10 protein-coding genes are annotated in these 12,983 nt (G+C 68.9%); 4 read left to right on the forward strand and 6 right to left on the reverse strand.

What is annotated here, in order from left to right:
* The first annotated feature begins 246 nt into the window (after positions 1-246).
* The 3 genes from OG990_RS20175 to OG990_RS20185 all read left to right on the forward strand — a co-directional run bounded on the left by OG990_RS20175 (position 247) and on the right by OG990_RS20185 (position 5,635).
* Positions 247-2,721 carry a M14 family metallopeptidase gene (locus OG990_RS20175; RefSeq protein WP_406076743.1) on the forward strand — a complete coding sequence of 825 codons (2,475 nt, stop codon included), beginning with the start codon at positions 247-249 and terminating at the stop codon, positions 2,719-2,721.
* 323 nt (positions 2,722-3,044) lie between these two features.
* Positions 3,045-4,031, forward strand: a complete 987-nt coding sequence (locus OG990_RS20180) for a hypothetical protein (protein WP_406076744.1) — start codon at positions 3,045-3,047, stop codon at positions 4,029-4,031.
* Between the two features lie 110 nt (positions 4,032-4,141).
* Positions 4,142-5,635, forward strand: coding sequence for an LPXTG cell wall anchor domain-containing protein (locus OG990_RS20185; protein ID WP_406076746.1), 1,494 nt, complete (start codon positions 4,142-4,144; stop codon positions 5,633-5,635).
* A 115-nt stretch (positions 5,636-5,750) separates the two neighbouring features.
* On the opposite strand, the gene OG990_RS20190 is transcribed toward OG990_RS20185, so the two are convergent.
* The 5 genes from OG990_RS20190 to OG990_RS20210 all read right to left on the reverse strand — a co-directional run bounded on the left by OG990_RS20190 (position 5,751) and on the right by OG990_RS20210 (position 10,284).
* Positions 5,751-6,593, reverse strand: coding sequence for a class II fructose-bisphosphate aldolase (locus OG990_RS20190; RefSeq protein ID WP_328425308.1), 843 nt, complete (start codon positions 6,591-6,593; stop codon positions 5,751-5,753).
* A gap of 9 nt (positions 6,594-6,602) precedes the next feature.
* On the reverse strand, positions 6,603-7,499 hold the full coding sequence (locus OG990_RS20195; protein ID WP_406076747.1) for an SIS domain-containing protein: 897 nt from the start codon (positions 7,497-7,499) through the stop codon (positions 6,603-6,605).
* On the reverse strand, positions 7,475-8,521 hold the full coding sequence (locus OG990_RS20200; protein ID WP_406076748.1) for a 1-phosphofructokinase family hexose kinase: 1,047 nt from the start codon (positions 8,519-8,521) through the stop codon (positions 7,475-7,477). Before OG990_RS20200 ends, OG990_RS20195 begins: the two co-directional genes overlap by 25 nt.
* Positions 8,522-8,884: 363 nt before the next feature.
* Positions 8,885-9,664 carry a DeoR/GlpR family DNA-binding transcription regulator gene (locus OG990_RS20205; protein ID WP_386988972.1) on the reverse strand — a complete coding sequence of 260 codons (780 nt, stop codon included), beginning with the start codon at positions 9,662-9,664 and terminating at the stop codon, positions 8,885-8,887.
* A gap of 155 nt (positions 9,665-9,819) precedes the next feature.
* Positions 9,820-10,284 (reverse strand): cyclase/dehydrase, encoded by a 465-nt coding sequence (locus OG990_RS20210; RefSeq protein ID WP_406076751.1) that lies wholly within the window; start codon positions 10,282-10,284, stop codon positions 9,820-9,822.
* 422 nt (positions 10,285-10,706) lie between these two features.
* Here OG990_RS20210 and OG990_RS20215 point away from each other — a divergent pair, with 422 nt between their 5' ends.
* Positions 10,707-11,036, forward strand: a complete 330-nt coding sequence (locus tag OG990_RS20215; protein ID WP_386988978.1) for a TraR/DksA family transcriptional regulator — start codon at positions 10,707-10,709, stop codon at positions 11,034-11,036.
* Between the two features lie 127 nt (positions 11,037-11,163).
* Here the strand turns inward: OG990_RS20215 and OG990_RS20220 are convergent, their stop codons facing one another.
* Positions 11,164-12,717 carry a polysaccharide lyase family 1 protein gene (locus tag OG990_RS20220; RefSeq protein ID WP_406076752.1) on the reverse strand — a complete coding sequence of 518 codons (1,554 nt, stop codon included), beginning with the start codon at positions 12,715-12,717 and terminating at the stop codon, positions 11,164-11,166.
* Positions 12,718-12,983 lie beyond the last annotated feature (266 nt).

Consider the following 12,983-nt stretch of genomic DNA (forward strand, 5'->3'; position numbering starts at 1 on the left):
AGAAACCCCCTCAGCTCAAGGAATGCTCAAATTCGATGCACGTGAGCCACTGACGCCCGAAACGCACATACGCTCACCGCACTCAGCTCACTCACGGCCCTTCCCGACCCTTCTCGCAACGGCAACCACCGTCGTACGCAGGCACGCCGTACGACGGCTTCACCAGACTGTCCTCAATGGAGGCGCGACCTCCGCGAGGGCTGACCAGCACATCAATCACACGTCGCAAGCAGAAGGAGGGGGAGTATGCGACACATACAACGACGCATCGCGCTTCTCGCGCTGCCCGCCCTGGTGGCGGGCGTCCTCGTGGCGACCGGGCCCGCGGGCGCGGATCCCACGGAGTCGACAGCCACGGCCGGACGATCCCAACTCGAGGATCGGGAGCAGGTACGCCTCGTAAACATCAAGCTGGCCGGCGCCGACATGCTGGACAAGGTGGTCGCCGCCGGCTTCGACCTTGAGCACGGCCTCAAGCGCGTGCCGACCGGCATCGAAGGCGAGGCGGTGGTCACCGCCGAGCAGATCGCCGAACTGAAGGCGATGGGCGTCGAGGTCCTCGGCGACGACGTGGGCTTCGCGTGGAGCGACGAGGCCGACGGCGGCATCAACGGCGCTGCCTCGCGGGCGGTCCAGCCGTTGAACCACGAGGCGACGGTACGCATCGCCCGCGCCGACTGGTTCACCACGAAGGGCCAGGGCTTCCTCTACGTCGAGGCGCGGACCACCGAGGGGCAGCAGGCAGACCCGATCGTCGGGATGCAGCTCGAGAACGACTCGGGCAAGGGCACGCCGTTCGGCTTCGCCCGGACGATGAGCCGGTTCGTGGACTCCGGGCAGTACATGTTCCACCGGAACCTGTTCAAGCTCGACGCACGCCCCGACAAGATCCAGGTGACGAGCTCCACCGGTGGCGTCGTCACCGGCGTCGTCTCCAACTGGCTCGAGGATGCTCCGCCGCCGCTGACGGCGAACCCGTCCTACAAGTCGGACTTCGTGGACGGCTACAAGCACCCGCAGCAGCTCTACAGCCGCGCCAAGGAGATCGCCCGCCAGTACCCGGACATCGCCGAGATCGTCTACCTGCCGAACCAGACGAACGGCTACCAGCGCAAGGCGCAGGCCACGATCGGCGGCACGGGGCAGGCGGCGGTCGTCGTCAGCTCGGCGGCGTGGGGCCACGAGGGCGGCAACGACATCACGGTCGAGTTCGTGGACCGGCCGGGCGCGAACCTCCCGCTCGCGGTGGAGGTCACGGGCAAGGCGGTCCGCGTCCTCCTCGCGAAGGACGCCTCCGGTGGACCGGCGAGTACGGCCACCCAGGTGGCGGACGCAGTGCGGGCCCAGTCCCAGGGCCTCATCGACCGGGCACACCCGTACCGCACCAACGCGGGCACCGGCATCGTCGCGCCGACGTCGGGCCCGGTTGCGCTGAGCGACTTCCTCGACCAGAAGCGCGCCGGCGCACCGGCGGGCGAGGTGCCGCGAGGCCCGGTCACGATCCCCGTCCTGCGGATCGGCAAGCACCGTGACGGCAAGAAGCCTGGTGTCCTGATCCAGGCTCAGGACCACGCCCGCGAGTGGGTGCCGGCGACGACCAGCCTGGAGTCGGCCGAGCGCCTGGTGCACAACTACCGGTCCGACCGGGAGACGAAGAAGATCGTCGACAACACCGACGTCTTCTTCATCCTCTCCAACAACCCCGACGGGGCGAACTACAGCTTCTACAACTTCGCCTCGCAGCGGAAGAACATGACGAACCACTGCCCGGACGCGACCGCCGACCCGGCGCAGCGGAACTCCTGGGGCGTCGACCTGAACCGGAACTACCGGGTCGGGTCGGGCCACGACGGTTACGCGGGAGGGTCAACCAACTGCGTCAGCGGCACCTACCAGGGGCCGGAGGAGCTGTCCGAGCCCGAGTCGAAGAACATCATCTGGCTGGTCGAGAAGTACTCGAACATCAAGTTCATGATGTCGGTGCACTCCAACGGCGGTCAGTTGTTCTGGCAGCCCGGCGCCTACATCGCGGACGGGCGGATCACCACGCCGCGCCCGCCGCTGGGTGACGAGGCGTTCTACTGGCAGTCGGCCGCCAGGATCCTGTCGCAGGTCAAGGCGCACCGGGAAACCGTCGTCACGCCGGAGAACGTCGGCGGTTCGTCCGACGTCCTCTACTCCTCCGCGGGCAACGTGCGCGAGGACCTGTACTACACCTACGGGATCTACGCCTTCGGCTGGGAGGTCGGCGGCTCCGTCTACAACCCGGCCACCGGCGACTGGCAGGGCGGTTCGTTCCAGCCAGAATGGGCGGGCAATCCCGAGCTCGTCAGCGGTCACGCCGAGACGATGGAGTACGCCAACGGGATCATGGAGATGTTCCGGGTCGCGGCGGACTGGGGCCAGGACAAGAAGGACCCGACGTCCCGGCTCGTCCCCGGCGACGGGAAGTACCGCGGGCCCGTCGACGTGCGCTTCGAGACCAGCGAGCCGGCCACCATCTACTACACGACGGACGGCAGCCGACCCACGCTCGAGTCGCCACGCTATGCGGCGACCGAGTTCCGTGAGCCGGGGCAGGTGTTCCACGTGACCGAGACGACGACGTTCCGCTGGTTCTCGGTCGACAGCGCCGGCAACATCGAGAAGAACTACGACCCGACGAAGAACGACAAGCGCAACAACTACCGTACGGCGACGATCGAGATCGTCGAGAAGTAGCGCCCATCCCGTGATCATGTGCCTCGTCAGTGCGGTCCGCCCGCACTGACGAGGCACTGATCGCGCAGGCTCACCCTCGCTGGCGCTACGCCGGAACAGGCGTACTGATCAGCTGACAGCCCTTGATTTTGGTCTTCTTCGCTGCACGCGAGGATGACCGATCAGGGGCTGTCCGCATGATGAGCCGGGGTCGACGTCGTGGCGGCCAGCGCGAACGAGATCGAGGGCATCGAATGCGCTAACAGGTGGACCGGTCGCGTTGTCGATGATCAGATGTGGCCATGAGGGACTGGCGCAAGCGGGAGAAGAAGCGACGCGCGGAGGTGGCGGCGCTGCCGGAGATGGCGGTGCGTCGGCATGGCGTGATCACCGCAGGCGATGCCGATGACGTGCTGGTCACCACGTCCGTCGGCCTCAACGGTGAGGTCATCGCTCTATCGACCTCGCCGGAAGGTGTCGCCGCGCTGACCGCGACCACCACGCAGCCGGGATGGGCGAGCTTTCCCGACCCACGGGCGTCCGAGGCGGTGACGGTGCGCGTCACCGTGCACCGGGAGGGCGTGGCAACGAGTGTCCGTATCTCAGATCTGCCGCTTGCTCATCCGACTGTCCAGGTGCTGCCCGACGGCCGTGTGCTCGTCGTGGCCGCGCGCTGCCGGTGGCGACCGGGCGGCCCCGACCGCAACGCGATCATCTACGACGGCGATGGGCGCGTTGTCGCCGAGAAGACCGTCGGTGACGGCATCGAGCACGTGCGCGTCTCCCGCTCCGGCCACATCTGGATGGGTTACTTCGACGAGGGTGTCTATGGCAACTACGGCTGGGGCGGCCCTGAATCGCCACCCCCGCTGGGCGCGCCAGGGCTGGTGCGGTTCTCACCGGACCTGGAGCCTGATTGGCACTACCCCTCGCACGTCGACGAGCCCTGGGGTGCCATCAGCGACTGTTACGCCCTCAACGTCGATGGCGACACCGCCTGGGCCTGCTACTACACCGGCTTTCCCGTTGTGCGGATCCAGGCAGGCACGGTCACTGGGTGGCACAACTCGATCGCCCGGGGCGTACGCGCCCTCGCTGTCGCGGACCAGACCATAGCCATGTACGGCGGCTACGGCCCCAACCATGACGTGCTGGTCATCGCCCGTTGCGACCAGGATCAGCTGCACAAGGTCGCCGAGTACCGGCTCGTCCTGCCCGACGGCTCCCCGATGCCCGAGGCGACCCAGGTGACCGGCCGCGGACCCGACCTGCATCTGATCGACGACGGTAACTGGTACCGCCTCGACCTCGACGACCAGCGTCTGCAGTAGCCCAGCCGAGCGCCGGCGCACCCGGTTGCTCACCGGGGCCTCATCGCGCCCCACCGAAACGCGTCGCGACGGCTATGATCCCCCCGTTCATCTACGGGGGAGGAACGCTTGTGAGTCGTTCACGTCTGCTGCGCGTCGCCGCGTGGCTCGGCGCCTGCGCCATCGGTGTGCTCGGTGCCAACGCGGTCGCACCGGTCTCCGCGGTCGCGTTGCCAAAGGGCACGCAGCTCAGGTTGGACCACACCGCACTGGTGCCCGGTTCGTTTGGCAAGACCCAGTCCGTCTACCTCTACAACTACGACGCCGACTTCACCCTGAACGACGTGGCGGTCACCATCGACACCGCGAAGCTCGCCGGCGTCGCCACGGCCAAGCTCACGTTCGACGGCCCCAGCCCGTGCGAGCAGTCGGGCACGAGCATCACCTGCAGGTTCGACACCCTCTCCTCGGAGAGCCTGTTCGCGGGTATCACCACGCTCACCTTCCGGCCCGAGACGGCAGCGAAGGTCGGCGACGAGGGCGAGGTGAGCGTGAAGGTCACCAGCCGAGACCAGACGTTCACCAAGACCTCGAAGGTGACCATCAGCGAGAAGGTCGCTCTGGAGGTTGGGCCGATCACCACCAAGAAGGCCAAGCCGGGCGACACCGTCACGAACCCGCTCACGGTGCGAAACACCGGGGACAACGCGATCACCGGCGTGGACCTGTTCTTCTTCTACGAGGCCATGTTCACCGTGCCCAAGCGCTACGACAACTGCGAGTACGGCAGCTTCGCCGCGTACTGCCACTTCGACGCGACGCTGGATCCGAAGCAGGAGTACGTGCTCTCCGAGGAGTTGCCGTTGCGGCTGCGGCCGGAGGTGCCGGCGCCAGGTGTTGCCGGAGCCAGCTTCACGTGGTCGACCCCGATCGACGGGCGGGACAACCTCGACATGGTCCGGGCCACCAAGCCGACCCGCGGCACGCAGGGCACCCTCGGCCTCGTCCGGAAGCCCTCCGGGCTGCGCGCCCAGGGCGCCCAGACCGAGGACTCGTTCTTCCTGGACACGCAGCACGTGATCCTCACGGTCGAGGGCACGAACCGCTCCGACGTGAGCGCCGTCGGCGGGGAGGTCCGGGCCGCCGTGGGCAGCACGGTCACCGCGAAGCTCGGCGTCAAGAACCTCGGTCCCGCGTACGCCTCCGGCATCACCGAGCCGGCCGCGACCGTCACCTTCACTCCCCCGACGGGCACCACCGTGACGACGGTGCCCGCCGGCTGCACGAAGGCGGACACCGGCTACGTCTGCCGGACGGCCGTCCACCCGCTCGCGGTGGACCAGGCTGTCACGTGGGACTTTGGGCTGCGGGTCGACGCCGCCGGGGAACTCACCGGCACCGTCGCGGCGAAGTCCTCGACCCCTGACGTGACGTCGGACAACGACGTGGCCAAGCTGGTCGTGAACCCGGCCGGCGGCATCGGTGGCGGTGGGGAGGGCGACGGCCCGTCGCTGCCGATCACGGGCCAGTCCGGCATCGTGCTGGCCGGCGCGGCCGCTCTGCTGGCCGTGGGTGCCGCCCTGTTCGTGGTGACCCGCCGCCGCCGTACCCGCTTCGTCGCCTGACACCGGGATTGGTTCAGCAGGACAACCAGAAGCCCTGGTCGGCTCAGTCCGACCAGGGCTTCTGAGCGGCGACGAGGGCGGCGCCGTCGCGGCAGCCCTGCGGTGGCGCGACCGGCTACGGTGCCGCGGGCAGGAGCGTGAGCAGCCGCTCGACAACACCGGTCACCGCATCCCGTCCAGCGGCGAGGTACCGGCGCGGGTCGCGGGATTCCGGCAGGGCGCCCCGGACCGCGTCGGTGAACGCCACGTTGAGCGCCGTACCAACGTTGATCTTCACCATGCCGCAACCGACCGCGGCGCGGATCTGCTCCAGCGGCACCCCGGACGAACCGTGCAGGACCAGGGGCACGGGTACGGCGTCGCGGATCGCGGCCACCAGGTCGAGATCCAGCGAGGCGGTTCGGTCGGCCATCGCGTGCGAGCTGCCCACCGCGACCGCCAACGCGTCGACGCCGGTCTCGGCCACGTACCGGGCGGCCTCGGCCGGATCGGTGCGGACGCCAGCGGTGTGAGCGCTCGCCGGGGCATCCGGTTTACCGCCGACGTAGCCGAGTTCCGCCTCCACCCACAGCCGGTGGTCGTGCGCCCAGTCGGTCGCCTTGCGGGTGGTGGCCACGTTGGCGGCGTACGGCAGCGCGGACGCGTCGACCATCACGGAGCTGAAACCGGTGTCGGCGGCCTGCTCCAGCAGGCTGATGTCGTCCACATGGTCCAGATGCAGTGACAGGTTCGCGCTGGACTTCCGCGCGATCTCGGCCGTCGCCGCGGCGATGGCCGACACGCCGGAGTGGTAGCGCGCCGCGTTCTGGCTGATCTGCAGGATTGCGGGCCGGTGGGCACGTTGCGCCGCGGCGGCGATCGCCTGGGCGTACTCGATCGTGATCACGTTGAATGCCAGCACGCCGGTACCAGCGGCGCGGGCCGCCGCCACCAGGTCGGCGGTGGGGACGAGGGTCATCAGCGCTCCTCAGGCGGCCGGTGCGGGCAGGACGACGGACCGGGTGAGCAGTCGGGGCCGGTCCGGATGCAGGCCGCGACGGACCGCGAGCTCGACCGCGAGCCGCTGCGCGGTGGTGAGGTGCGCCATGGCGTCGACGTCCTCGTGCACCACGATCGCGCCCGTGGCGGCCAGGTCGTCGCGGATGCCGGGGACCACCGGGCCGAAGATCCAGACCACGGACCGGTGGTCCACCACGCTGATCGGACCGTGTCGGAACTCCATTGCCGGGTACGACTCGGCCCACACCTGTGCCGCCTCCCGCAGCTTGAGGGCCGCCTCGTGCGCCAGTCCCACGGTCCAGCCGGTGCCGAGGAAGGTGAACTGGTCCCGGCCGGCCACGGCCGGGTCGAGCGGCGTGCTCAGCTGGGCCCGCGCCTGGGTGATCGGGTCGGTCAGGTCCTCCCCGAGACCGGCGCGCCAGGCGGCGAGTGCGGTCGTGGCGAAGCGGGTCTGCACGACCGACTGCTCGTCGGCGAAGTCGAGGACGACGCAGTCGCTCACGAGCCGGGTCACCGGCCGGTCGGCGTCGGTCGTGATCACGGTCGAGCGACTGCCGGGCGGCAACTGCTCAAGCAGCCGGATCACCTCGGTGGTGGTGCCGGAGCGGGTAATGGCGACCACGCGGTCGTACCGCCGTCCGGCGGGGAATTCCGAGGCGGCGAAGGCGTCGGTCTCCCCCTGGCCCGCCGACTCTCGCAGCGCCGCGAAACTCTGCGCCATGAAGTACGACGTGCCGCAGCCGACGACGGCGACCCGTTCACCGGCCTGGGGCAGGGCCCGCGCGACGCCCGGCTGGGCGACCAGATCCACGGCGCGCCGCCAAGTCTCGGGTTGGGAGGCTATCTCGGAGGCGACGTACGACACGGTTCCTGCTCTCTCTCGGTGCGGTGCTCTTCCAGTGTTTCCACCGTGGTTCCGTCCAGCAGCCGGGAAGCCACGTCGTCGTCGTACTCGCCCGCCCACGGGCAGGCGACGGCGGCCGCAGAGACGGCCGCGCCTCGGGCGAGGACGTCCCGCCACGGCGCGCGGGTGACGAGCCCGTACGCAAGGACGGCCGCGAGGGCGTCGCCAGCGCCGGTCGGGTTGCCGGACACTTGTTCGGGCGCGCGGGCGCTGAACGCGACCCCGCCGGTAACCGCCACGAACCCGTCCGCGCCCCGGGAGACCACGCCCGCGCTGGCACCGAGTCGGACGAGCCGGTGCGCCACCGCCACGGCGTCGTCACGGGTACGTACCGGGCGGCCGAGCAGGTCCGCCGCCTCGTGGGCGTTCGGTTTCACCAGCGCTGGTGCGGCAGCCAGCGCGTGTCGCAGCGCGGGGCCCTCCGCGTCCACGATGGCCTCGGCCCCGCCGGCCCGCGCGATGGTGACGAGATCGGCGTAGGCGGTCTCGGGCACACCCGGTGGTCGACTGCCGGACAGCACCACCACCCGTGCCGCCCGGACCCGCTCCGCGAACGCGTCCAGGAACGCCGCCCACTGCGCCTCGGTGACGTGCGGACCTGGTTCGTTGAGGACCGTCGCCGTGCCCCGCGCGAGGACGGTCACCGTCCGGCGGGTCTCCGCGGCGAGGCGGGTGAACTGCGCCGGCACGCCGGCCGCCGCCAGCTCGGCCTCGATGTGCTCGCCGACGGCGCCGCCGGACAGGCCCAGGACCAGGGTCTCGGCACCCAGCTGACGCAGCACCCGGGCGACGTTCAGACCCTTACCCCCGGCACGGGAGACCACGCTCGTCACCCGGTGCGACGTGTCCGCCACCAGCTCGGGCACGGTGTAGGTGATGTCCAGGGCGGGATTGAGCGACACCGAGATGACCAGGTCACGCCGCTCCCGGCCCGCTGACGGGCCTTCGGCGGTCACGAGCGCCGCGCCAACCTGTCGCTTCATATCCGCCTCCCCAGAAGATGCCGGCCAGTCGAGCACGCACGATCTTTCGTGACACTGAAGCGCCAGAATCAATCAGGATGTTGCAGACCTTAGGATCTGGCCGTACCGCCGTCAAGGTCCGCCCAGAACGCCCCGGAGTTCCGACCACGAGGGCTCAGCGGCTGCGATATCCGACAGGACACGGGATCCGTGCAGCGATGCGAGCCGTCGGAGCCGGTCGGCGAGCCGGTACGGGGTGCGCAGGTGCCGCCGCAGTGCTTGCAGAAAGTTGCAGAGGTGAACACCGACAGGGTCGTGCCACACAACCGTGCCGCTCGGCGATGCGGTCCCGGATGAGGACTGCGACCGCTCGATCTCGACGGGTCAGACCTGTACCACCTTCACCCCGGCCTGCTCGACGAGGCTCACCTGCTCCGGGTCCGCCGCCTTGTCGGTGATCAGAGTGTCGATGTTGGCCAGCGGGCAGATCCGGTTGAAGCTCCGCCGGCCCAGCTTCGAGGCGTCCGCCACCACGATCGTCCGCGCGGCGCTGGTCACCATGACGTGGTTGATCGCCGCCTCGCCGTCGTTGTGCGCGCTGGCGCCGTGCTGGTGGTCGATCGCGTCCACCCCGAGCACGACCACGTCCAGCGCCACGGACCCGAGCATCGTCTCGGCGATGCGGCCCACCAGCTCGTACGACCGCGGGCGGGCGGTCCCGCCGGTGAGCACCACCCGGATGTGCGGCCGCACGATGAGCTCGTTGGCGATGTTCAGCGCATTGGTCACCACCGTGAGCGCCGGCATCTGCCCGTTCGGTTCGGTGCGCAGCGCGAGCGCCCGTGCCACCTCGGTCGTCGTGGTGCCTCCGTTGAGCCCCACCGTGCTCCGTGCTGGGATCAGTGCGGCGGCGGCCGTGGCGATCCGCTGCTTCTCCGACGCCTGCCGCACCGCCTTGTACCGCAGCGGCAGATCGTAGGAGACGCTGGTGGCGACCACGCCGCCGCGGGTGCGGGTCACCAGCTGCTGCATGGCGAGCTCGTCGAAGTCGCGCCGGATGGTCGCCGTGCTCATGCCCAGCTCACGGGCGGTGGACTCGATGTCGAGCTGCCCCTCGGCCGCCACCATGTCCAGGAGCCGGTGCCACCGCTCGTGCTGGTTCACGGCTCACGCCGGTCGTTTGGCCTGCCCATGCCGCCATCCTTGCATCCCCCATGCAAAGTCCGTGCGGCACGATCATCACCGCCAGGCAGGCCAGCACCCGGCCGCGCGAATTTCTCCTGGCCGTGGCGCTGGCCAGACCCGCCGTACCTCTGGCGCTACGAATGGCTGGCTTCCGCCAGGTGCTTGATGTGAGCTGCCCGCTGGCTCAAGAGTCGGCGGAGGTACGGCGCAATCAGGGCACGGGTCACAACCGTGCCCATCGGTCCCAGGGGCGCGACAACCCACAGGCGGTCGGTCATCTGGGTTCCTACGCCGTTGAGGTTGTGGAACTGGTGCTCGTGTCGCAGGAGGCGAAAGGGGCCCCGCGTCTGCTCGTCGACGAAGCGGTCTGGACGCTCGTAGACGGTGATTCGGCTCGTCATGCGCCAGCGGAGACCGAAGTGGCGGGCGTGGAAGGTGACCTCGTCCCCGAGCGCGAGTTGGCGTCGACCGGTGCTGGTGACGGCTGTCTCCTGGCTGGATCGCAGGGACGCGGCGTGGACATCCATGTCGAGCTTCAGGTCAAATACCACGCTCGGAGCGGCACCAATGACGGACACGATCTCGATCAGGGCCGGCACGGCGAGAGCCTAACGTTCAGCACCACCGCCAGCCGCCCGCTCACAAGCGGCGGCTGAGCACCCGACTGCTCCCACCCCCGCGCCGCTCTCGGCTGCGGTGACCATCCCTCAAGAGGCGTTGGCTTTAGGTCAGTCACCACCCTATGGTGGAGGCATGCCGCCGGTGACGTTCCGCTCGCCTGCCGTCACCGAGGTGGCGGCGCTCGACGCTGTCCGCGTGACGACGGCGGCGCGCCGAAAGGCCTGCATGCGGGTGCCGGTTGTCCGCGCGCTGCACATCGCGCCTACACAGCGGCTGTCGAGCCCGGCGCGAACTGGCCGAGGCCCTCCCGCGGAATCGTTGCATCTCAGAACGACCGCCAGGGCGAAGCTATAGAGCTTCGGCCCTTTTTCTTTTTCCCGTTCCTTTTGAAAGGCAGACCATGGGCATCGATCATCATCCCGTCGACCAGACTTGGCTGGCTGATCTGCGAGCGTCCCTGGCGGACGACTTCGCCACGCAGACGGCTCGCCTGCGGGAACTGACCGAACTCAACGCGGACACCGGCGACCCCAGCGAGGCCGACAACCGGGCCGCGCTGCTGGTGGCCACCCGCCGCAACATCGAGCAGATCACCGGTGCCCTGGGCCGGATCTCCGATGGCACCTACGGTGCCTGCGAGAAGTGCCACCAGAACATCCCGGCGGAGCGGCTTGAGGTTCTTCCGCATGCTCGCTTCTGCGTGCCGTGCCAGGAGAAGCACAACAGGTGACACCCCTGTGGCTGCCGTGCCGCCCAGGTGGCACGGCAGCCACACGCCGTTGCGTGCGAGGTGGTTGCGCGATGGTGATGTCCGGGGCGGGAGCGGCGGTATCTGCCGCCCCGTCCCGCGCCGGCTGCTAGCTGGCGTACGTCTCGAACTCACCGACTCGCGGCGTACTGCTCGAGCTGTTGATCTTGAAGGTGATCTTGACCAGTGAGGTCGCGGAGAAGGTGATGGAACCCGCCCCGGCACCGGAGGCCAGGACGGCCCCGGTGTCGTGGTTGATGAGCTGCCAGGACCCGATGGAACCCTGGGTTCCCGACGGCTCGCGGATGATCACTCGGGACACCCAGGTGGCGGAACCCCACTTGATCGAGATGGAGCCGGTCGATCCGACCGGCGACCAGTAGGTGCTGATGCTGCCGTCCCGCACGTTGCCATAGCTTGTCCCGCTGGCCTTGCTGGAGCCGTCGGCACCGGCGCCGAGGCTGAGGTTGGTCCCGCTGGGCGGCGGCGGAGTGGTCGGCGGCGGCGTGGTGGGCGGGGGCGTGGTCGGCGGGGGCGTGGTGGGCGGCGGGGTCTGCGGCGAGCAGCTACCGTCCGAAACCCGCAGACCCGTGTTCGCGCCCGCCGTCTGCCGGACGACGTCCGGCACGCAGCTCGCCCCGTCGAGGCTGTACGAGTACGGGATGCTGACGGTGGTGTTGGACGTCGGGTTGGGGCCGGCGGGGTAGTTCTCGCTGCCGGCGCTGGACCAGGTCACGTTGTCGAAGGTGTTGCCGCTGACCTGCCAGTAGCCGCGCTCGTTGGTGTAGAAGGTACCCAGGACGTCCTTGGAGTTCCGGAAGTAGTTGTTCTCCACCTTGGCCTTTGCCCCCGCCCGGGAGTTGATGCCGGACTCGTGGAGGCTCACGTAGTGGTTGTTGTAGATGTGGGCCGTGCCGCCGCGGAGCAGCGGCGTACGGGAGTCGATGTTCTCGTACAGGTTGTGGTGGTACGTGATGAAGCCGTTCGAGAGGTCGCTCTCGCTGGACCCGACGAGGCCGCCGCGACCGGAGTTGCGCAGGATGCTGTAGGACAGGGTCACGTACTGGGTGTTGTCCTTCATGTCGAAGAGGCCGTCGTACCCCTCCGACTCCCCGCCCGATGCCTCCAGGGTGACGTGATCGACCCAGACGTTGCGGACGGTGCTCTCCATGCCGATGGCGTCTCCACCGTTGGAGGTCGGCGAGCCCGACTTCTTGACGTTCCGGACGGTCACGTTCTGGATGATGATGTTGCTGGAGTCGCGGATGTGGATGCCGAGCTGGTCGAAGACGGCTCCGCTGCCGACCCCGATGATGGTGACGTTGCTGATCTGCTTGAGCTCGATCACGCCGTCCGCTGTGTTGCAGCTCGAACCCGACACCTTGCTGGTGTTGCCGTGGTTGATGGTCCCCGTGACCTCGATGATGATCGGGGTGCTGCTACTGACCCGACCACACAGCGCCGCATGGATCGCGGTCCCCGTGGTGGCTCGTATCGTCTGCCCGCCCGCGCCGCCGGTGGTCCCGCCGTTCTGGGTGGCGTAGCCAGTGGCGCTGCCGGCCGCCGCTGACGCCTGCGGGGTCGGCAGGCCCACCCCGATCGCGATCCCAACTGCTGCCGTGGCCAGTGCTGCCTGAAGTCGCAGTGCGACTGGTCGTCTCATCTCGCCTCACCTTCGTATTCGAATGGTTCGCCGGTGCCTGCGGCGGTCGACGCGACCGCACTCCTGTCGGTGCGACGCCTTCTCGATCGCTCGGGAATTGTCGACAATCAATGGGCATAGCTCATTCATCGCCCTGGCAACTGGAGGGAACCGCTGCGCAAACGGCATGCCGACAGTGGCGTTGCCCGAAATGTGTTCGCCCGGCGCAGAAATGAAACATCGATGCAACGCAATCGTAGGAAAGCGGTTTCCCTCAAGGCAAGGGC

This window comes from Micromonospora sp. NBC_00858 (assembly GCF_045207365.1).
Taxonomy (GTDB): Bacteria; Actinomycetota; Actinomycetes; order Mycobacteriales; family Micromonosporaceae; genus Micromonospora.